Source organism: Thauera sp., assembly GCF_035444905.1.
Taxonomy (GTDB): domain Bacteria; phylum Pseudomonadota; class Gammaproteobacteria; order Burkholderiales; family Rhodocyclaceae; genus Thauera.
This window is the reverse complement of the sequence record NZ_DAOMPS010000011.1, coordinates 82894-102902: the sequence shown is the minus strand read 5'-3', so window position 1 is coordinate 102902 and position 20009 is coordinate 82894. Positions and strand designations below refer to the sequence as shown.

Below are 20009 nucleotides of genomic sequence, written 5' to 3'. Positions count from 1 at the left end.
CGGGACGCAAGAATTATACCAAAAGCATTTATCGGAAATTTTCACAGACTCTCAGTACTCCGGCTTGGGCAGCCTGGCGACGAGCGCATCCCACGCGATCGACACGCCGGGCAGTACGCCGATCGGGGTCTCGTCCTTCAGTTCGTAGATCTCCGGGCGACCGTATTCTCCGTTCTCCAGCACATAGACGGTTAGCGTGCGGTCACCCGGATGCACCAGCCAGTACTCGCGCACGCCGGCGCGCTCGTAGGTACGGCGCTTGGCGATCTGGTCGTGGGCCGCGGTGCTGGGGGAGAGGACTTCGACCAGCCAGTCGGGTGCGCCGCGCACGCCGCGGCGGTCGATCTTGCTTGGGTCGCACACCACCAGGACGTCGGGCTGGACGACGGTGTCGATGGCGGCGTCGGCTTCGTCCGCGCGCGGCAGGCGGACGTCGACCGGGGCGATGAAGGGACGGCAGGGCTTGCCCTCGAGCTGATTGCGAAGCTGGTGATATAGCTCGCCCGCAACCTCCTGATGCTCGATGAGCGGCGCGGGCGCCATCAGGAAGGCTTCGCCGTCGATCAGCTCGTAGCGCGCGTCGTCCGGCCAGCGCAGATAGTCGGCGTAGGTGTAGCGTTGTCCCGTGCGCAGTGCGAGACCCATGGCGGCGCTCCAGGTTGATTGGCGTGTTGCCCTCATTCTAGGCGATCGGGCGGGCGTGGGCGGCCGCCCACTGCGGTGACTCCCTTGCTACTGCGCCCAGCGCGACAGTACGAATTCCGCCACGCGATCGGCTTCGCACAGGCGCGTCGGCGGGGCTCGCAAAATGCCGTCCCGCTCCCAATCCGCAAATGCGGTGACGAAGCCCTCGCGCTGCAGTTGCGCCACGCCCATGGCGATGCGCGACTCTCCCAGCCGCGGCACCGCGAGCAGCCCGGTAGCCGCGCCGGCGGTGAGGCTTTCATACACCATCGACACGCTGTCCTCCGTCACCCAGGCCTGCGCGCTGCGCGCCACCTGCGCCATTGCCCAGCCCGGCGGCGTGTCGCGCACCGGGCGGACATCCACGCCGCGCGCGCGCAGGGCGAGCAGCGCGGTTTCCGTCTCGGCCGGGGTGCGGCGCGAGGTGGTGAGCGTCCAGCGCATGGCGGGCGTGGCGGCGAGGATGGCGTCGAGCTGAGCGAGCAGGCCGGGGGTGTCCCAGCCGTGGTGCCTGGACGGTCCGCCGATCAAGAACAGGCCCTTGTCGGCTTCGCGTTCGGCGCTGGGGCGGGCGGTGTTGAGCACGCCGCGGGTGGCGACGACGTTGGCGCGGGCCGGTGGGTTGTCATGCTGCGGGATCACGCACAGGTCGAAGCAGCCCAGCGGCAGGCTGGGCCGCATCAGCGCGATCAGCTTGCCCCCGCGCGCGCGCCGTGCGGCGAGGCCGGCGAGATGGGTGCGGTGGCCGGCGACGAGGATGAGGTCCGGGTCGGGCAGCCCGGCGCCGGGCGGGAAGCGGCCGCTGATGAATTGCCACGACGCGCTGCGACCGGCCGGCGCGTCGATCCAGTGTGTCTCGACTGTCGTGCGTGCCGCCAGCGCCTGCGCCAGCCCCTGCAGCTGGCTGCGGTGGCCGGGCTTGTTGTCGGTGATGAGCCAGAGGGTGAGCATGGGCGGCTTTTCCTACCTCAGCGATTGAACCACTTCAACACCACGCCCCAGCTTTCCACATCGATCCGCGTCACCTGCCCGCAGCCGAAGTCCAGCCCGATCCAGCGCTCGGGCGGCATGCCCAGCACGTGGCCGGCGATCGCGCGCAAGGGGCCGCCGTGGGCCACCACGACCATCGCCTCTGTTTCCGCTCCCGTCGCCTCCCCCAGCCATTGCAGCACCCGTGCCGCCATCTCGCGCGGCGACTCGCCGCCCGGCGCGCGAAAGCCGAGCGGGTCGGCGGCCCAGTCGTCGATCGCGGAGCCGATGTCGGTGAAGCTGCGGCCCTCCCAGTCGCCGAAGTGGATCTCCTTCAGCCGGTCGTCCAGGCGCGGCGTGCCGAGCGCTTCGGCGAGCAGGCGCGCGCGGGCGAGTGGACTGGCGTGCAGCGCGAAGGAGTCGGGCAGCAGCGGGCGCAGGCGATCGGCGGCCGCGGCAGGGCAGTCGGCGAGGCCGATATCCGTCTGGCCGTAGCAGATGCCGGGCTCCACGGCGGGGCGGGGGTGGCGGATGAGGTGGAGTTGCATGGTGGTGCGGGAGGCGGGGGAGTAGAAAGCGGAGAGTGAGGATGCTGGAGGCCTCGTGCTGCGTCAGGCCCAGTTCTCCAGCCGCAAGCCCGCGACGCGCTCGAACTCGGACGTGTTGTTGGTGACCAGGATGAGTCCTCGCGAGCGTGCGTGGGCGGCGATCATCATGTCGTAGGGGCCGATGGGGCGGCCTGCGCGGTAGAGCTCGGCGCGGATCTGGCCGAAGTGGTGGGCGGCGGCGGCATCGAAATCCAGCGACTCGACGCGGGCGACAAAGCCCTCGACGACGGCCAGGTTCGCCTCCGGCTGTGCAGAGCGTTCGGCGCCGAAGACGAGCTCGCCCAGGCTGACGCTGGAGATGGCCATCTGGCCGTCGTGCTGGCGAAAGCGTTCGCGCACCTGGGCCGGCTTGTTCTTGATGGTGTAGATGACGATGTTGGTGTCGAGCAGGTACTTGAGCATGCTCACCAGGCCTCGCGCACCTGGTCCGCAGGCTGGTCGCGGTTGCTCATGAAGTCGGCACTGACGTCGGGGCCGTCGAACCAGGCGTCCCAGCTTGCTTCGGCGGGTGTGATGATGCGGGTGTTGCCGATCGCCGTGATCGTGACCTTCTTGACCGATTCGGGCAGCTCGAGCGCCTTGGGCAGGCGCACTGCCTGGGTCTTGTTGCTGCGAAAGACGGTGGTTTGCGAGGAGCTCGTCATGGCCTCACCTTGTTCTGCGTGGATATGGGTGGAGTATATCCCTGATGCTCAGAGGCTGACAGCGACGATGCCGACGTAGCACGCCAGCTCCGTCACCTGTTGCACCGCACCCAGCAGGTCGCCGGTGTGGCCGCCCAGGCGGCGCAGGAACAGGCGGGCCAGCCACACGGTGAGCAGCGCTGACAGGCTCAGCGCGGCGAGCGCCGGCAGCGGCGCGAGCAGCACGAACGCGGGCAGCAGGCCGCAGGCGGCGGCGATGAGGAGGTCCCCGCGGCCCAGTTGGCCGACGACGGCCGCTGCCTTGCTGCTGTCGTCGCTGCGCGCGTAGGGCAGGGCGTGCAGCACCGCGGTGGCGGCCAGGCGCGACAGCGCGTGGGCGACGAACAGGGCGATCGCGGCGGCGGCGGGGCTGGCCGCGGCCAGCTCGATCAGCGCCGCGGCCTTTGCGAGCAGCATCAGCACCAGGCCGATGGCGCCATAGCTGCCGATGCGCGAGTCCTTCATGATCGCCAGCACCTGTGCCTTTTCCCAGCCGCCGCCGAGGCCGTCGCAGGCGTCGGCGAAGCCGTCCTCGTGCAGCGCGCCGGTCAGGCGGATCGTCACCGCCATCGACAGGATCACCGCCAGGCTCGCGGGCAGGAACTGGGCGAACAGCAGCAGGCTGGCCGCCCCTGCACCGCCCACCACCCAGCCCACCAGCGGCAGCCAGCGCGCGGCGTGGGCGTGGCGCTCCGGCGCCCACGCCACCCAGCCGGGCACCGGGATGCGGGTGAAATAGCCGAGGGCGATGAAGAAGAGTTCGAGCTGCGCGCGCATCGGGCCTCAGCCCTGGTCGCTGACGCCGGCCGATTCGAAGCTCGCCATCTCGTTGAGGAGGTTGACCGCGGCCTGCACCAGCGGGAATGCGAGCGCCGCGCCAGTGCCCTCGCCCAGGCGCAGATCCAGCTCCATCAGGGCCTGCACCTGCAGGAAGTCGAGCTGCACGCGGTGGCCGGGCTCCTGCGAGCGGTGGGCAAACACGCAGTAGGCGAGCACGCGCGGGTCGATGGCGTGGGCGACGAGCAGGGCCGCGGTGACGATGAAGCCGTCGACCAGCACCAGCATGCGTTTCTCGGCGGCGCCGAGCATGGCGCCGGCCATCATCGCGATCTCGAAGCCGCCGTATTCGGCCAGCACGGCCAGCGGGTCGCTCGGGCGGCCACCGCGCGCCAGCGCCTGGGCGAGGAGGCTGCGCTTGTGGAACAGGCCGGCGTCGTCCAGGCCGGTACCGCGGCCGGTGACGGTGTACAGCTCGGCATCGTGCTCGGCGCCGACCAGGCAATGCGTGATCAGCGAGGCCGAGGCGGTGTTGCCGATGCCCATCTCGCCGAAGCCCACGCAGTTGCAGCTGTTGGCGGCGAGCGCATGGGCGATGCCGCGGCCGCGCTCCAGCGCCAGGTCGCGCTGCGCCGGGCTCATCGCCGGGCGCTCGAGGTAGTTCTCGGTGCCGGGGCCGATCTTGGCGTCGATCAGCCCGGGGCGCTTGCCGAAGTCGTGATTGACGCCCGCATCGACCACGCTCAACCCCAGCCCCATCTGGCGGCTGAAGACGTTGATCGCCGCGCCGCCGGCGAGGAAGTTCTCCACCATCTGCCAGGTCACGTCCTGCGGATAGGCCGACACGCCGGCGCGCGCGGCGCCGTGGTCGCCGGCGAACACCACGATGTGCGGCTGGCGGATCTCGGGTTCCAGGCTCTGCTGTACCAGGCCGATCTGGTGCGCCAGCGCTTCCAGCCGGCCGAGCGCGCCGAGCGGCTTGGTCTTGCGGTCGATCTTGTGTTGCAGTGCAGCGGCGAGCAGGGTGTCGGGCGCGGTGATGGCGAAGGGCGTCATGCGGGTGGTGGGGTCTCAGGCAGCGGGGGTCTGGGTTTGTTGCGCGCCATCCGGCAGGTCGCGATACAGCTCGGCCAGCGCGAGTTCGAAGCCGAAAGCAGGCAGGGTGAGGCTGGCGCTGTTCCCGCTCGCTTCGCTGAGGATCCAGTGCCCGTCCTCGCCGCGGGTGTAGCACTCGACATGCGGGCGGTCCTGCGACAGGAAGAGCACGGTCTTCAGGCCGGGAAACCGGCGGTAGGCGGCAAACTTGTCGCCTCGGTCGTACGCCTCGGTCGAGGGTGACAGCACCTCGGCGATCAGCGCGGGGTCTTCCTTGACCTGGCGGCGGGCACTGTCGGCCTCCGAGCAGGTGACGAAGACGTCGGGGTAGAACAGGTCGTCCGACTCGGTAAGACGCAGGCGGACGTCGGACATGAAGACCTTGCAGCGCGAACCCGCGAAGGCCGTACGGAGTGCGAACGTCGTGTTGAGGCTGATGGCGTTATGCACATCCGACCCGCCCGCCATCATGAAGGCCTCGCCGTTGAAAAACTCCCAGCGCTCGGGCTGCTCCGCCTCCCAGGCGAGGAAGTCATTCAGCGTCATCTTGTGCTTTTCTGCCGGCAGGGCCATGGCAGTCTCCTGAAACGTCGTGTCGTCCGGCAGTTTAGCCCTGCTTCAACACCAGCGGCAGGCCGGCGGCGACGAAGACCACGCGCCCGCACAGCGCCGCCACCGCCTGGTTGAGGCGGCCGGCCTCGTCGCGGAACAGGCGGCCGAGCGGCGTCTCCGGAACCAGTCCGAGGCCGACCTCGTTGGCGACCAGGATGATGTGGCCGGGCAGCGTGGGCAGCGTGGCGAGCAGGGCGTCGCGTTCGCGGCGGAACAGCGGCAGCTCGTCCGCGCTCGCGCCCGGCGGCAGGCGGTCGGCGTCGGCGAGCAGGTTCGCCACCCACAGCGTGAGGCAGTCGACGAGCAGGCAGCGATCGGCGGCGGCCTCGGCGCGCAGCGTGTCGGCGAGCGCGACCGGCGCTTCCACGGTGCGCCAGCCTGCGGGGCGGTCGTCTTGGTGGCGGCGGATGCGCGCGGCCATCTCGGCGTCGAGCGCCTCGGCGGTGGCGATCACGGTGACCGCCAGGCCGGAATCGGTGGCGCAGCGTTCGGCTTCGCGGCTCTTGCCGGAGCGTGCGCCGCCGAGGATGAGTTCGCAGGTCATGAGGAGAGCTGGGGTCGAATGTTCGCTGAGGATGGACGGGAGCGCCGCGCGGCGCCGTAAATGCGACATGGCGCGATTGGGCGGAAGTGCGGGCGAGTGCTGTCGCCGGTGCGCCGATTTTGCAGTGCACGATACCGCCCCGTACGGTATCATTCGCGCCGGCTGCCCCGAAAGGGGTAGCGCGTTATCGGTGCCCACGGGCGTTTCTCGCCCCGGGTTAAACGGGAAACAGGTGCGCGGCCCCTCGCAAACGAGGCCGCAATGCCTGTGCTGCCCCCGCAACGGTAAGTGCGCGCAAGGCGTGTCATGCAGCCACTGGGAGTTCGCTCCCGGGAAGGCGACCCGCCCGTCCGGCCCTCAGGCCGGCACAGCGCACGAGCCCGGAGACCGGCCGGAACGCGAAATGGCGGATGTGCCGCGGGGTGGCGGCGACGGGCGCGGTTGGTCTTGCTCTCTTCGGTTCTACCCGGGTCGCGGTGCGTCCATGTGAAGTTGCCATGGCGTGCGGGGACGCGCGGCATGGCGAAGGGAGTTCAAACAATGAAAATCCGTATTCCGGCCGTAGTTGCTGCGATCGCAGCCGCTTTTCCCTGTGCAACCATCGCACAGTCTTCGACTCCGCAGATGTCGGAGGTGGTGGTGACCGCAACGCGTACTGCCCGTACCGCGGACGAGACCTTGGCCGCGGTTACCGTCATCACGCGCGAGGATATCGAGCGCCAGCAAGCGCGCTCGGTCAGTGACCTGTTCCGCGGGCTGCCTGGCATTACCGTAGGCAACAGTGGCGGCCGTGGCAAGGCGACCTCCGTCTTCATGCGTGGTGCCGAGTCCGACCATGTGCTGGTCCTCATCGACGGCGTCAAGGTTGGCTCCGCGACGGCTGGCACTGCGGCGTTCCAGGACATGCCGGTCGATCTCATCGAGCGCGTGGAGATTGTGCGCGGGCCGCGCTCCAGCCTCTACGGTTCAGAGGCGATCGGGGGCGTCATCCAGATATTCACCCGCCGGGGCGGTGGGGCGGCGCAGCCCTACTTCAGCGTGGGAGCGGGCTCTGACCGAAGCTTCCGCTCTGCGGTCGGTGTCAGCGGTGGCGGCGAGCGTGCTTGGTATAGCGCCAACCTGAGCCGCGAGCGCACCGATGGCTTCAATAGCTGCCGCGTCGAAGCGGCGGGCGTGGGTGGCTGCTTTACGGCCGAGCCGGATCGTGACGGCTATGACAACCTTTCCGGGAGTGTACGCGCTGGCTATCGATTTGACGGCGGGTCAGAGTTCGACTTCAATTGGCTGCGCACTCATGCGGACAGCCAGTTCGACGGCAGCCGTCAGAACTACAGCGAATCCGTGCAGCAGACGCTCGGTGTGCGCTTTGCCATGTCACCGATGGATCATTGGCGCCTGACGCTTGCGGCGGGGCAGAGCCGTGATGATGCCGACAACTTCAAGGACGCGGCATTCGCCAGCCGCTTCGATACGGAGCGCCAGACCCTTTCGGTGCAGAACGACTTCGGAATCGGTGCTTCCGGCATGCTCAGCATCGGCGTCGACCATCAGGACGATCGCGTCTCTAGCACGACGGCGTATCCCGTGACCCAGCGCGACAATCGTGGCGTCTTTGCTTTCTACCAGGGCAAGGCTGGGGCGCACGACTACGAGATTGGCGTGCGTAGTGACGACAACGAGCAGTTCGGCACCCATAACACCGGCAACCTCGCTTGGGGCTATGCACTCTCGGACGGCCTGCGCGCGACCGCCGCATATGGCACCGCCTTCAAGGCACCTTCGTTTAATGAGTTGTACTTCCCGTTCTACGGCAATCCGGCGCTTGAGCCCGAGACTGCGCGTAGCGTGGAGTTCGGCCTTGCAGGTGTGGCCACGTGGGGGCGCTGGTCAGCGAATGTGTTCCGCACCACGGTTGACGATCTCATTGCCTACGATTCGTCGATCTTTGCGGCGAACAATGTTGATAAGGCCCGTATCCACGGCTTCGAGGCGACCCTGGCCACGCGGCTCCAGTCTTGGGACCTATCGGGCAGCCTGACGCTGCTTGACCCCGAGAACCGGTCTTCCGGCCCGAACCAGGGGAATGTGCTGCCTCGCCGTGCAGAGCAGACCTTGCGCCTGGATGCGGATCGCGACCTTGGTGCCTGGCGAGTGGGGACTACGGTGGTGGCAGAGGGGCGGCGATACGACGACCTAGCCAATCGCGATCGCTTGGCGGGGTACGTGACAGTCGATCTGCGTGCCGGGTATGCGCTGGCTCGGGATTGGCGGGTCCAGGGTACGCTGGTGAACCTTTTCGATGCAGACTACGAGACGGCGCGCTTCTACGAGCAGGCGGGTCGAGGTGTCTTCGTTACGCTGACCTATCAGCCGCAGCGCTGATGCGGAGTGTGCCGGGCTCGCTCGTGCCAGGATGCCCGGCGGCTATTCCCTCTCAAGATTGATGCGCTGAAAGACTTTTCCCATGCCCCGACGCAGGCTTGCTCCGCTGATTGCTTTGCTGATGGCTGGCGCGCTGTGCTCAATTGCGCTGGCGCTCAAAGCGGGCGACATCAGTGCGGGTTGGGGGCAGGTGTGGGTAGCGCTGCTGCCTGGCGGGGACTCGGCGCTGTCCGCCATCATCCGCGAACTCCGCCTCCCCCGCGCCCTCGCCGCCTTCGCCTGCGGCGGCCTGCTCGCCACCGCAGGCGCACTCATGCAGGTGCTGCTGCGCAATCCGCTCGCCGACCCCTACATCCTCGGCATCTCGGGCGGTGCGGCGGTGGGCGCGCTGGGGGCGATCACGCTCGGCGCGGCGACCTTCTGGATCGATGCCTCGGCCTTCGCCGGCGCGCTCGCCGCGATGCTGGTGGTGTTCGGACTGGCGCATGGCGACGGCAGCTGGACGCAGACGCGGCTGCTGCTGACCGGCGTCATCGTCGCCGCCGGCTGCGGCGCGGCGGTGTCGCTGATGCTGGCGCTGGCGCCCGACACGCGGGTGATGTCGATGCTGTTCTGGATGATGGGCGACGCCAGCGCGGCGGCGCGGCCGTGGCCGGCGCTGGTGGTGCTGGCGCTGGCGCTGGTCGCGGTGATGCCCTTCGCGCGCGACCTCAACGTGCTCGCGCGCGGCGAGTTGAGCGCACGCGCGCTCGGCGTACGCGTCGGCCATCTGCGCGTCGCGCTCTATGTGCTGGCCTCGTTGCTGACGGCGACGTCGGTGACGCTGGTCGGTTCGGTGGGCTTCGTCGGCCTGGTGGTGCCGCATCTGGTGCGCCTGGTGCTGGGCAACGACCAGCGCGTGCTGATCCCCGCCGCCGCGCTCGCCGGCGGTACGCTGCTGACCCTGGCCGACACCGCGGCGCGCACGGTGATCGCGCCGCAGCAGCTGCCGGTGGGCGTGCTCACCGCGCTGATCGGCGTGCCGGTGTTCCTGTTCCTGCTGTCGCGCGGTTCGCGCATCTCGCGATGAACGCCGCTCGCCGCGTGCCCATCGACGACGCCCCGCTGCTCGAGGCCGAACGCCTCGCGCTGCAGGTCGGCGAGCGCTGGCTGTGCTGCGAGTTCAGCCTCAGCCTGGCGGCGGGCGAATGCCTGGTGCTGCTCGGCCCCAACGGCGCGGGCAAGACCACGCTGCTGCACACGCTCGCCGGCCTGCGCGAGCCGAGCGTGGGCCAGGTGCGCATCGGCGGCCTGCCCTACGCAGCTTGGCCTGCGCTGGAGGCGGCGCGCTTTCGCGGCCTGCTCGCCCAGCAGCAGCCCGACCCCTTCGCCGCCGGTGTGCTCGAGACCGTGCTGGTCGGCCGTCACCCGCACATTGGGCGCTGGGGCTGGGAGGGCGCGGAGGACGTGGCGATCGCGCGTCGGGCGCTGGAGGCGGTGGGCCTCGCCGGCTTCGAGCAGCGCGACGTGCAGACCCTGTCCGGCGGCGAGCGCCAGCGCGTGGCGATCGCGACCCTGCTGACCCAGGCACCGCACCTGTTCCTGCTCGACGAGCCGCTCAACCACCTCGACCTGCACCACCAGATCGCCGCCCTCGAGCTCTTCCAGCGCCTGGTGCGCGAGGACGGCGCCGGCCGCGGCAGCGTGCTGGTGCTGCACGACATCAACCTCGCCGCCCGCTACGCCGACCACATCATCCTGCTCGACGGCCGCGGCGGCGTGATCGCCGGCGACCGCGACACCGTGCTGCGCGCCGACCTGCTCGGCCAGGCCTTCGGCCACCCGCTGCGCCGCTTCGAGCATGACGGGCGGGTGGTGTTCGTGCCGGATTGATGCGGCGGCCGCGGGATCCGGGAGCCGAGATTATCGGCGATTCCGATTTCTTGCATTTATCGGAAAAATCGATATCCTGGGTATATCGGGATCAGCGATACAAGACCATGCCCAGACTTTACTCGCCGGAACAGGCCGCCGTTCTGTTCGTCGGCCGCCGCAAGGCGCTCGGCCTGTCGCAGGCCGAGGTCGCGGCGCGGCTTGGCATCAGCCAGAACCGGCTCTCCGAGCTGGAGACGCGCCCCGAGCGCCTCACCTTGGACCGCCTGCTCGCGCTCGCTGGCGTGCTCGGGCTGGAGCTGACGCTTGGCGACCGAAAACCCGTCGAGGCGGAGCGCGAATGGTAGCCGCGGGGCGCCGCGCGCAGGCACGCGCGCTCGATGTCTGGATCAATGGGCAGCGGGTCGGCCAGTGGCAGGTGACGGCGCAGGGCGAGGACCGCTTCCGCTACGCGCCGAGCTGGATCGAGTCGCCCGAGGCGCGCCCTCTGTCGCTCTCCCTGCCGATGCCGCTCGATGCGGCCGCAGCGCCGCTGCGCGGCGCATGGGTGCGCAATTACTTCGACAACTTGCTGCCCGACAGCGAGCAGATCCGCGCGCGGCTGCAGGCCCGTTTTCGCATTCGCACGTCGGGAAAGGGCGCCTTCGAGCTGCTGGGGGCGATCGGGCGTGATTGCGTGGGCGCGGTCCAGTTGCTGCCCGAGGGCCAGGGGCCGGAAGACGTATTCAGGATCGATGTGGTGCCGCTTGATGAGGCCGATGTCGAGCGCCTGCTGCGCGCCGCCGTCGCGCCGGCACACGCCTTCGGCGAGACGACGACGTTGGACGATTTCCGCATCTCGATCGCCGGCGCGCAGGAGAAGACCGCGCTCACCCTTCACGAAGGGCGCTGGTGTCGACCGCTCGGGGCGACGCCGACCACGCACATCTTCAAGTTGCCGCTCGGCCTGGTGGGCAACCGGCAAGCGGACATGCGCACCTCGGTCGAGAACGAATGGCTGTGTGCCCGGCTGCTGGCCGCGTTCGGGCTGCCGGTGGCGAGCTGCCAGATCGAGCAGTTCTGTGCCCAGAAGGTGCTTGTGGTCGAGCGTTTCGACCGCCGCCTGGCCAGCACTGGCGACTATTGGCTGCGCCTGCCGCAGGAAGATTTCTGCCAGGCCACCGGAACGCCGCCCGCGCTCAAGTACGAGGCCGATGGCGGCCCGGGCTTGCTCGACCTTGCGCGCATCCTGCAGGGCTCCGAGCGCCGCGACGGCGATCTGCGCACGGTGCTGAAAGCACAGTTGCTGTTCTGGATGCTGGCCGCCACCGATGGGCATGCGAAGAATTTCTCGATCTTTCTGCTTGCAGGCGGGCGCTACCGGCTCGCGCCCTTGTATGACGTGCTGTCGGCGTGGCCGATTGCGGGGGTGGGGGAGAACCGGCTCGATCCGGCGCGTTTGCGTATGGCCATGGCGCTGCGCGGACGCAATGCCCATTACCGCCTGCGTGACATCCAGCGCAGGCACTTCAATGCGATGGCGTACAAGTGCGGCCTCGGGAGCGACATGGAGGAGCTCATCGAGGAGGTGCTCGAGCAGACCGAAGGGGTGCTCGAAAGGCTTGGCGGCGAGCTGCCGCGGGGATTTCCCGAAGAGGTTTTCACCACGATTGCCGCGGGCATGCGTGCCAGCGCGACTCGGCTACACAACGAAACCAGAAGCACAGGATCGACATGACCCAGGACACCGACCGCGACACCCGCCACGCTGAGCGCATGGCGCGCAAGAAGGACCTCATCGACGACAGGATCGCCGCGGCGCAGGCCGAGCGCGGCGTGCTGCTGGTCAACACCGGCAATGGCAAGGGCAAGTCGAGCGCCAGCTTCGGCCTGGTGGCGCGCGCGCTGGGCCACGGCATGAAGGTGGGCGTGGTGCAGTTCATCAAGGGCCGCTCCGACACCGGCGAGGAGGCCTTCTTCCGCGCCCAGCCCGGCGTCACCTGGCATGTGATGGGCGAGGGCTTCACCTGGGAGACGCAGGACCGCGCGCGCGACGTCGCCACCGCGCAAGCCGCCTGGGCGCTGGCACGCAGCCTGCTTCAGGATCCGGCCATTGGCCTGGTGGTGCTCGACGAGCTCAACATCGCCCTCAAGTACCGCTATCTTGAAGTCGACACCGTCGTCGCCGACCTGCTCGCGCGGCCGCCGATGCAGCACGTGGTGGTCACCGGCCGCGGCGCGCCGGACGCGCTGGTCGAGGCCGCCGACACCGTCACCGACATGACGCCGGTCAAGCACGCTTTCGCCACGGGGGTGAAGGCGATGCCCGGCATGGAGTGGTAAGCATGAGCGTCCCCGATCTCGCAGTGCATCGCCCCGGTCCGCTGCCGGGCTGGGTCTATCTGGTGGGCGCCGGGCCCGGCGACCCCGAACTGTTCACGCTGCGTGGCGCGCGCCTGGTGGCGGGGGCGGATGTCGTCGTGTACGACAACCTGGTCGCGCCGGCCATCCTCGACCTCGCGCCGCCACAGGCCGAGCGCATCTACGTCGGCAAGAAGGCCGCCGACCATTCGCTGCCGCAGGACGAGATCAATCGGCTGCTGCTTGAGCTGGCGCGGCAGAACAAGCGGGTGGTGCGCCTGAAGGGCGGCGACCCCTTCATCTTCGGCCGCGGCGGCGAGGAGATGGAGGTGCTGGTCGACGCCGGCATCCATGTCGAGGTGATCCCCGGTGTGACGGCGGCCGCGGGCGTGTCCGCCTACGCCGGGATCCCGCTCACCCATCGCGAGCATGCGCAGTCGGTGGTGTTCGCCACCGGCTTCCTGAAGGAGGGCAAGGTCGACCTCGACTGGCCGATGCTGGCGCGCCCGCAGCAGACGGTGGTGATCTACATGGGCATCTCGCGCCTGGCCGACATCTGCGCGCAGTTCATCGCCCACGGCCTGGCGCCGACTACCCCCGCCGGCGTCATCGAGCGCGGTACCACCCACGCCCAGCGCGTGGTGGTGGCCGACCTGGCCACCCTGGCGCAGCGCGTGCTGGAGGAGGGCGTGCGCCCGCCCTCGCTGACCGTCATCGGCAGCGTGGTCGGGCTGTACCCGAAGCTGGCCTGGTTCGAGCCGCAGGATCAGCCCCAGGCCTCGCCGCTGCCGCATGCCGGCTGTGCCGTGGTGCATGGCGCGGGCGAGCGGAGCTAGGCGCCGGGCTCACTGGCGCAGCACCTGCGCGGCAGTGTGCGCGATCGCCTGCGCCAGCCGCGCCATCACTGGCGACTGCACCAGCCAGTGGTGCCAGTACAGCACCACGTCCTCGCGCTCGGGCGCGAGATCGACGAGCTCGCCGCGGGCCAGGTGTTCGCGCGCCTGGATCTCCGGGATGAAGCCGTAACCCAGGCCGGCGGCGGCGAAGGCCATGAAGCCCTCGGACGAGGGCACGACGTGGTGCGGATACTGGCCGGCATCCAGCCCGAAGTGGCGCCGCAGAAAGGCGTCGTGCATGTCGTCGTGGCGCCCGAAGACGATGGCCGGCGCGCGGGCCAGCGCGCTGCGCGTGAGCCCGTGCGGGAACCAGCGCGCGCGAAAGGCGGGCGAGCCCGCGCACAGGTAGGGCATCACGCCGAGACGCTCGACCGCGCAGCCGCGGATCGGATCGGGCCGGGTGGAGACGCAACCCAGCACCTCGCCGTCGGCGAGCAGGGCGTGGGTGTGGTCCTGGTCGTCGACCACGCAGTCGAGCACCAGGCCCTCCTCACGCACGACTTCGGCCACCGCAGCCAGGAACCAGGTGGCGAGGGTGTCGGCATTGACGCCGATCGCCAGGCGCAGCGGGCCGTCCTGCCTGCCCGGCGACAGCGCGCGCCGCGCCTCGGCCTCCATCAGGCGCAGCTGGCTCAGGTAGGGCAGCAGGCGGCGGCCGGCGGGGGTCGGGCGCACGGGCTTGCTGCGCACCAGCAGCACCTGGCCGAGCTCGGCCTCGAGCAGCTTCACGCGCTGCGACACGGCCGACTGGGTCAGTGCCAGACGGCGCGCGGCGCGCTCGAAGCTGCCCTCCTGCAGCACGGCCTCGAAGGCGAGCAGGCGGTGATCGATCATTAGAAGTTTTGAAGAGAATTGAATTAAATCGATTCTACTTAATAAAAGGCGCCCAGGCGCCTACAGTCCGCGCCTCACGGTCAAATCAAACAACAACGGGGCGGGACATGGGCAACGGCATGGGCAACGTCTTCTTCAACGGTTTCGCGCTGACGCTCGGGCTGATCATGGCCATCGGCGCGCAGAACGCGCACGTGCTGCGCCAGGGGCTGCGGGGCGAGCATGTGCTGCTCACGGTGAGCGTGTCGGCGCTGTGCGACATGGCGCTGATCCTGGTCGGCATCGCCGGGCTTGGCGCCTTGTTTGCCGCCAACCCCGACCTGATGGCGGTGGCGCGCTATGGCGGCGCGGCCTTCCTGCTGTGGTACGGCGCCCGCTCCTTGCGCGCGGCCCTGCGCGGCGGCGTGCGCGCCGAGCTCGGCGCACGCACGCAGCTGTCGCGCGGCCAGGCCCTGCTCGCCGCCGCCGGCTTCAGCCTGCTCAATCCGCACGCCTACCTCGACACCGTCGTGCTGCTCGGCTCGATCGGCAGCCAGCAGGCCGAGGATCTGCGCCCGCTGTTCGCCGCCGGCGCGATCACCGCCTCGATCGTGTGGTTCGTGCTGCTCGGCTACGGTGCCCGCCTGCTCGTGCCGCTGTTCTCGCGACCGGCGGCCTGGCGCGTGCTCGATGCGCTGGTGGCCCTGATGCTGTGGGGGATCGCCGCCTCGCTGCTGCTGGCGTGACCAGCCTCGGGGCGCAGCGAGCGGGGCGGTCGGGCGGCGTTGTCAGGCGCGTGTTTCACGCCCGGCCAGCGCCGGGGCGCTCGGTATAATGCTGGCATCGGCGCTGCGCGCGCCCATCTCGCCCAGGATCCCCGCCGTGTCCGACCGTCTCGCCGTCGCCCTCCAGTACGCCCTGCCCAAGCGACTCCTCACCCAGCTTGCCGGCAAGCTCGCCAGTCTCGAAGGTGGCAGGGCGACGACGGCGGTGATCCGCTGGTTCGTGAAGCGTTACGGGGTGAACATGGCCGAGGCGGCCAACGCCGATCCGGCAAGCTACGCGAGCTTCAACGCGTTCTTCACCCGCCCGCTGCGTGACGGCGCGCGGTCGCTCGCCGAGGCCGACTTCCTGTGCCCGGTGGATGGCGCGATCAGCCAGTTCGGCCCGATCGAGGCCGACCAGATCTTCCAGGCCAAGGGCCACTTCTACTCGACGACCGCGCTCGTGGGCGGCGACCGCGCGCTCGCGGCACGCTTCGAGGATGGCGATTTCGCCACGCTCTACCTGAGCCCGCGCGACTACCACCGCATCCACATGCCCTGTGCCGGCCGCCTCACGCAGATGATCTACGTGCCGGGCGACCTGTTTTCGGTGAACCCGGTGACCGCGCGCGGGGTGCCGGGGCTGTTCGCGCGCAACGAGCGCGTGGTGTGCGTGTTCGAAGGCGACTGCGGCCCCTTCGTGATGGTGCTGGTGGGGGCCACCATCGTCGGCAGCATGGCGACGGTGTGGCATGGCGTGGTCAATCCGCCGCGCCGGCCCGACATCGAAAAGCGCAGCTACGGCGAGGGCGAGGTCATGCTCGGCAAGGGCGAGGAGATGGGGCGTTTCCTGCTTGGCTCCACAGTGGTGATGCTGTTCCCGAAGGACGTGCTGCGCTTCAACGGCGACTGGGTGGCGGCGCGTCCGGTGCGCATGGGCGAGGCCATGGCCGCGCGCAGGACGGCGGACGCCTGAGGCGCGCGCGGTGCCGTCAATGCACCGCGGCTGTGCGCACGCACGGCGAGATGCACGTTGGCGATGCATTTCTTGTGAGAAATGCTGCGTCGCAATATCCGCCGATGGTCATCTTTCTGTCAAAAAGATGTGCTAAAACAATAATTTGCGGCTCGTGTGCGGGCTCATTCGCGGGGCTGCAAAGCTGGCACGTTTGAAGCTTGGTAATCCGTGCCTTTCCACAAGAGCATCAGGAGACAGATCATGCCCAGCCGCCCGATCCATCAGATCCTTTCCGATCGTCCCTTCGTCTGCGCCTCGGTATACACCCCGGTACGCGAAGTCACCCGCATGATGCAGGACCTGCACTGCAGCGCTGCGCTCATCACCGAGCATGGCATCCTCACCGGCATCTTCACCGAGCGCGACGCCACCTTCCGTGTCCTTGCGGCCGGCCTCGACCCTGACACCACGCCGGTCGGCGAGGTCATGACCCACAACCCGCAGACGCTGTCCGAGGACAAGCCCTTTGGTCACGCGCTGCACCTGATGTTCGAGAACGGGGTGCGCCACGTGCCGATCATCGACAGCGACCGGCGCCCGCTCGGGGTGGTGACGGCGCGCGATGCGCTCGCGCTGGATGCGCTCGACTTCGGTGCCGAACTGCTGCGTCGCGAAGAAATCACCGTGATCCTGTAACCGGTGCGGCGCCGGCAATGCGCCGGCGCCGCCTGGCTCACGGCCGGCTCAGCGCACAGCCGGTTCATCTCTCACAGCAGGTTCATCGCCCTCGCGGCCGCGCGCAGTTCGCCGCGGAAGTCGGGGTGGGCGATGCCGATCAGTGCCTCGGCGCGCTGCTTGGCGGTCTTGCCGCGCAGTTCGGCCACGCCGTGTTCGGTGACCACGTAGCTGATGTCGTTCTTGCTGGTGGTCACGTGCGTGCCCGGCGACAGCACCGGCGCGATGCGCGACACGCTGTCGTTCTTCGCCGTCGACGGCAGCACGATGAAGGCCTTGCCGCCTTTCGAGCGGTTGGCCGCACGCACGAAGTCGACCTGGCCGCCGGTGCCCGAGTAGGGCAGGTGGCCCAGGCTCTCCGAGCCGCACTGGCCGAGCAGGTCGATCTGCAGCGTGGCGTTGATCGCGCACAGCCTGTCGTTGCGCGCCGCAATGTAGGGGTCGTTGGTGAAATCGACCGGGTGCATCTCCACCGCCGGGTTGCGGTGCAGGTGACGGTACAGGCGCTGCGAGCCGAGGGCGAAGGTGGCGACCGTCTTGCCGGGCATGAAGGTCTTCTTGCGGTTGGTGACCGCGCCCGACTCGATCAGCGACAGGATGCCGTCGCCGATCATCTCGGTGTGGATGCCGAGGTCGCGCTTGTGCTGCAACTGCATCACGACGGCGTCGGGAATGCCGCCGTAGCCGATCTGCAGCGTGGCGCCGTCGTCGATGAGGTCGGCGACGTACTTGCCGATCGCCTCCTGCACCGGGCCGATCTGCGGCAGGCCGACCTCGAACAAGGGCTCGTCGCTTTCCACCAGGCCGCTGACCTGCGAGATGTGCACGTGGCAGTCGCCATTGGCGAAGGGCACGTTCGAGTTCACCTCGAGCAGCACCACACGCGCGCGGCGGATCGCCGCCATCGTGTAGTCGGGCGCCAGGGACAGGCTGAAGTAGCCGTGCTCATCCATCGGTGAGGCCATCGACACCACGACGTCGGCCGGCGACAGGCCGCGCTCGATCAGCATCGGCAGTTCGGAAAAGTAGGCCGGGATGAAATCCACCCAGCCGGCCTGGCCGCCCGCGCGCGTGGCGCCGCCGAAGAAATAGGCATCGTGGCGGATGTTGGCGCGCGTTTCGGGGTCGAGATAGGCGAACTTGCGCAGCGGCAGTATCTGGCTCACCGACACCTTGCGCAGGCTGTGGCGGCGCTCGGACAGCGCATGCAGCAGGGCGGGTGGCTCGCCCACCCCGGTGGGGACGACGACGGCGTCGCCGTCACGGATCAGTTCCGCCGCGTCGGCGGGTGACATGCGTTTCTGTTCGTAAAGTGCCTGCACACTCATGCTTTCCCCTCGATCGGATCGTGATGCTCGTCAAGGCCGGATTATACGTGTTTCCATACTGACGCGTATGGAAGCGGCCTTGCGAAAAAAAACCGCCGCCCGGTATGCCGGGGGGCGGTGTCGCGCTTGCCGTGGCGCTGAGGGTTCAGCGGTTGCCGTTACCGGGCTTGGCGGCAAACAGGGCGGCGCGCTGCGCAGGGCGGACGCCTGGCCGGCGGTCCAGGCCCTGCGGCGCGCGATTGCCATCGGCGTCGGGCCGACGGCCGCCGTTGCCGCGGTTGGCGTCGATGCGGTTGCCGTCGACATCGGCGCGCCGGGGCGCGGTACGGTTGCCGTCTGCCACGCGACCTTCGCCATTGCGTGGTGCGCGGTTGCCATCGACCTCGCCGCGTGCCCGCGGCGCTTGCGACCGGCCTGCCGGCTTGGCCGGGGCCGCAGCGCGATCCGCCAGGGCGCGGCCACCGCCACGCGGCGCATCGGCCGAGCCGGCACTACGCGCGTGACCCTGACCCTGGCCCGGGCGGCCGCCGCCACGGCGCGGCAGCGGATCGCGCCGATGATCGGCGTCGTGTGCGGCCGCGGCGCCTGCGCTGGGAACGAAATCCTCGGCCGTGGCGCGCTCGATGCGGCGCTTGATCAGGCGCTCGATCGCGGTCAGCAGCTTGATCTCCTCGCCGTCGACCAGCGAGATGGCGTTGCCGGCGGCGCCGGCGCGGCCGGTGCGGCCGATGCGGTGGACGTAGTCTTCCGGCACGTTGGGCAGCTCGAAGTTGACCACCTGCGGCAACTGGTCGATGTCCAGACCGCGCGCGGCGATATCGGTCGCGACCAGCACCGGCAGCGAGCCATCCTTGAACTCGGCCAGCGCGCGCGTACGCGCCGCCTGGCTCTTGTTGCCGTGGATGGCAGCGGCCGGGATGTCATGTTTGCTCAGGTATTCGGCGAGCTTGTTGGCGCCGTGCTTGGTGCGGGTGAACACCAGCGCCTGGAACCACTGCTTTTCCTTCATCAGATGGGCGAGCAGTTCGCGCTTGTGCTTCTGGTCGACCTCGTAGACCGCCTGGTCGACGCGCTCGGCGGTGGTGTTGCGCGCAGCGACCTCGACCGTGCCCGGATTGTGCAGCAGACCGCTGGCGAGCTCGCGGATCTCGTCCGAGAAAGTGGCCGAGAACAGCAGGTTCTGGCGCTTCTTCGGCAGCAGGGCGAGGATCTTGCGGATGTCGCGGATGAAGCCCATGTCGAGCATGCGGTCGGCTTCGTCCAGCACCAGGATCTCGACCCCCGACAGGTCGAGCGTGCGCTGGCCGACGTGGTCCAGCAGGCGGCCTGGGGTGGCGACCAGGATATCGACGCGCTTCTTCAGCGCCGCGATCTGCGGGTTGATATTGACGCCGCCGAACATGACCAGCGAGCTGAGCGGAAGATGCTTGCCGTAGGTCTTGACCGACTCCTCGACCTGGGCGGCGAGTTCGCGCGTCGGCGTGAGGATGAGGCAGCGCGGGCGGCCGGGCGGGTGCGGGTGGGCATGGGTGGCCGCCAGCATGTGCAGCAGCGGCAGCGTGAAGCCGGCTGTCTTGCCGGTGCCGGTCTGGGCGGCGGCCAGCAGGTCGCCGCCGTTGAGCACCTGCGGAATCGCCTGGGCCTGGATCGGCGTGGGGGTGGTGTAGCCGGCTTCGCCAATGGCGCGCAGCAAAGGTTCGGCCAGCCCGAGGCTGGCGAAAGTCACTTCGGAATTCATTTGATGGTCCAGCGCACGTCCATCGCATCCATCGATGCGATACCTATCCAGACGGCGGGAAGAGATCCGGGCCGCAACACAGCATGCGCTGCGGTCGCGCGGATCGTTTCAGGAGACACTGCGACGGATTGGTACATTCGCAGCGCGTGCGCACTATAAGCGCTTGGCGCAGGAATGGCGAGGCATTTCGGGCCACGGAGGCATCTGCCAC

Annotated in this window: 22 protein-coding genes and 1 riboswitch; of the genes, 10 read left to right on the top strand and 12 right to left on the bottom strand. The window is 69.1% G+C overall.

Annotation, left to right across the window (positions count from 1 at the left end):
- Nucleotides 1-51: 51 nt before the first annotated feature.
- The 9 genes from PLC66_RS07575 to cobU form a co-directional block, all read right to left on the bottom strand.
- Entirely contained in the window at nucleotides 52-645 is a 594-nt protein-coding gene (locus PLC66_RS07575; RefSeq protein ID WP_324538982.1) for a Uma2 family endonuclease, read from the bottom strand.
- An 87-nt stretch (nucleotides 646-732) separates the two neighbouring features.
- Nucleotides 733-1635 carry a mitochondrial fission ELM1 family protein gene (locus tag PLC66_RS07570; protein ID WP_324538980.1) on the bottom strand — a complete coding sequence of 301 codons (903 nt, stop codon included), beginning with the start codon at nucleotides 1633-1635 and terminating at the stop codon, nucleotides 733-735.
- 17 nt (nucleotides 1636-1652) lie between these two features.
- Nucleotides 1653-2201 carry an alpha-ribazole phosphatase family protein gene (cobC, locus tag PLC66_RS07565; RefSeq protein WP_324538979.1) on the bottom strand — a complete coding sequence of 183 codons (549 nt, stop codon included), beginning with the start codon at nucleotides 2199-2201 and terminating at the stop codon, nucleotides 1653-1655.
- A gap of 63 nt (nucleotides 2202-2264) precedes the next feature.
- Nucleotides 2265-2663: a type II toxin-antitoxin system tRNA(fMet)-specific endonuclease VapC gene (vapC, locus tag PLC66_RS07560; protein WP_324538992.1), complete on the bottom strand. Its 399-nt coding sequence runs from the start codon at nucleotides 2661-2663 to the stop codon at nucleotides 2265-2267.
- A gap of 2 nt (nucleotides 2664-2665) precedes the next feature.
- The gene (gene vapB, locus PLC66_RS07555; protein WP_324538977.1) at nucleotides 2666-2905 is read right to left on the bottom strand and encodes a type II toxin-antitoxin system VapB family antitoxin; all 240 of its coding nucleotides are present in this window, start codon (nucleotides 2903-2905) and stop codon (nucleotides 2666-2668) included.
- A gap of 48 nt (nucleotides 2906-2953) precedes the next feature.
- Nucleotides 2954-3721 (bottom strand): adenosylcobinamide-GDP ribazoletransferase, encoded by a 768-nt coding sequence (locus tag PLC66_RS07550; protein WP_324538975.1) that lies wholly within the window; start codon nucleotides 3719-3721, stop codon nucleotides 2954-2956.
- Nucleotides 3722-3727: 6 nt separating this feature from the next.
- Entirely contained in the window at nucleotides 3728-4777 is a 1050-nt protein-coding gene (gene cobT, locus PLC66_RS07545; protein ID WP_324538973.1) for a nicotinate-nucleotide--dimethylbenzimidazole phosphoribosyltransferase, read from the bottom strand.
- A gap of 15 nt (nucleotides 4778-4792) precedes the next feature.
- Nucleotides 4793-5389, bottom strand: coding sequence for a Uma2 family endonuclease (locus PLC66_RS07540; protein WP_324538971.1), 597 nt, complete (start codon nucleotides 5387-5389; stop codon nucleotides 4793-4795).
- 34 nt (nucleotides 5390-5423) lie between these two features.
- Nucleotides 5424-5972, bottom strand: coding sequence for a bifunctional adenosylcobinamide kinase/adenosylcobinamide-phosphate guanylyltransferase (cobU, locus tag PLC66_RS07535; protein ID WP_324538969.1), 549 nt, complete (start codon nucleotides 5970-5972; stop codon nucleotides 5424-5426).
- Between the two features lie 171 nt (nucleotides 5973-6143).
- Nucleotides 6144-6381: riboswitch (cobalamin riboswitch) on the top strand.
- 131 nt (nucleotides 6382-6512) lie between these two features.
- Here cobU and btuB point away from each other — a divergent pair.
- From btuB to cobA, 7 genes are all read left to right on the top strand, one after another.
- On the top strand, nucleotides 6513-8354 hold the full coding sequence (gene btuB / locus PLC66_RS07530; RefSeq protein WP_324538967.1) for a TonB-dependent vitamin B12 receptor: 1842 nt from the start codon (nucleotides 6513-6515) through the stop codon (nucleotides 8352-8354).
- Between the two features lie 82 nt (nucleotides 8355-8436).
- Nucleotides 8437-9423 carry a FecCD family ABC transporter permease gene (locus PLC66_RS07525; RefSeq protein ID WP_324538965.1) on the top strand — a complete coding sequence of 329 codons (987 nt, stop codon included), beginning with the start codon at nucleotides 8437-8439 and terminating at the stop codon, nucleotides 9421-9423.
- Nucleotides 9420-10226 carry an ABC transporter ATP-binding protein gene (locus PLC66_RS07520; protein WP_324538963.1) on the top strand — a complete coding sequence of 269 codons (807 nt, stop codon included), beginning with the start codon at nucleotides 9420-9422 and terminating at the stop codon, nucleotides 10224-10226. The genes PLC66_RS07525 and PLC66_RS07520 overlap by 4 nt, the downstream gene beginning before the upstream one ends.
- Nucleotides 10227-10333: 107 nt before the next feature.
- Nucleotides 10334-10573: a helix-turn-helix domain-containing protein gene (locus tag PLC66_RS07515; RefSeq protein WP_324538961.1), complete on the top strand. Its 240-nt coding sequence runs from the start codon at nucleotides 10334-10336 to the stop codon at nucleotides 10571-10573.
- A complete protein-coding gene (locus tag PLC66_RS07510; protein ID WP_324538959.1) occupies nucleotides 10567-11943 on the top strand; it encodes a type II toxin-antitoxin system HipA family toxin in 1377 nt (458 codons plus the stop codon). Before PLC66_RS07515 ends, PLC66_RS07510 begins: the two co-directional genes overlap by 7 nt.
- A complete protein-coding gene (gene cobO, locus PLC66_RS07505) occupies nucleotides 11940-12548 on the top strand; it encodes a cob(I)yrinic acid a,c-diamide adenosyltransferase (RefSeq protein ID WP_324538957.1) in 609 nt (202 codons plus the stop codon). The genes PLC66_RS07510 and cobO overlap by 4 nt, the downstream gene beginning before the upstream one ends.
- Before the next feature lie 2 nt (nucleotides 12549-12550).
- Nucleotides 12551-13402 carry a uroporphyrinogen-III C-methyltransferase gene (gene cobA / locus PLC66_RS07500; RefSeq protein WP_324538955.1) on the top strand — a complete coding sequence of 284 codons (852 nt, stop codon included), beginning with the start codon at nucleotides 12551-12553 and terminating at the stop codon, nucleotides 13400-13402.
- A gap of 9 nt (nucleotides 13403-13411) precedes the next feature.
- Here cobA and PLC66_RS07495 read toward each other — a convergent pair whose 3' ends face one another.
- Nucleotides 13412-14296 (bottom strand): LysR family transcriptional regulator ArgP, encoded by an 885-nt coding sequence (locus PLC66_RS07495; RefSeq protein WP_324538953.1) that lies wholly within the window; start codon nucleotides 14294-14296, stop codon nucleotides 13412-13414.
- Between the two features lie 119 nt (nucleotides 14297-14415).
- Here PLC66_RS07495 and PLC66_RS07490 point away from each other — a divergent pair, with 119 nt between their 5' ends.
- The 3 genes from PLC66_RS07490 to PLC66_RS07480 all read left to right on the top strand — a co-directional run bounded on the left by PLC66_RS07490 (nucleotide 14416) and on the right by PLC66_RS07480 (nucleotide 16693).
- Nucleotides 14416-15021 carry a LysE/ArgO family amino acid transporter gene (locus tag PLC66_RS07490; RefSeq protein ID WP_324538991.1) on the top strand — a complete coding sequence of 202 codons (606 nt, stop codon included), beginning with the start codon at nucleotides 14416-14418 and terminating at the stop codon, nucleotides 15019-15021.
- Nucleotides 15022-15157: 136 nt separating this feature from the next.
- Nucleotides 15158-16015, top strand: coding sequence for an archaetidylserine decarboxylase (gene asd, locus PLC66_RS07485; RefSeq protein WP_324538951.1), 858 nt, complete (start codon nucleotides 15158-15160; stop codon nucleotides 16013-16015).
- Nucleotides 16016-16258: 243 nt separating this feature from the next.
- A complete protein-coding gene (locus PLC66_RS07480) occupies nucleotides 16259-16693 on the top strand; it encodes a CBS domain-containing protein (RefSeq protein ID WP_324538949.1) in 435 nt (144 codons plus the stop codon).
- A 71-nt stretch (nucleotides 16694-16764) separates the two neighbouring features.
- Here the strand turns inward: PLC66_RS07480 and PLC66_RS07475 are convergent, their stop codons facing one another.
- Together PLC66_RS07475 and PLC66_RS07470 are read right to left on the bottom strand one after the other, a co-directional pair.
- A complete protein-coding gene (locus PLC66_RS07475; protein WP_324538947.1) occupies nucleotides 16765-18060 on the bottom strand; it encodes an acetyl-CoA hydrolase/transferase family protein in 1296 nt (431 codons plus the stop codon).
- Between the two features lie 145 nt (nucleotides 18061-18205).
- Complete coding sequence (locus PLC66_RS07470; RefSeq protein ID WP_324538945.1) at nucleotides 18206-19798, bottom strand: DEAD/DEAH box helicase; 1593 nt, start codon at nucleotides 19796-19798, stop codon at nucleotides 18206-18208.
- Nucleotides 19799-20009: the final 211 nt, after the last annotated feature.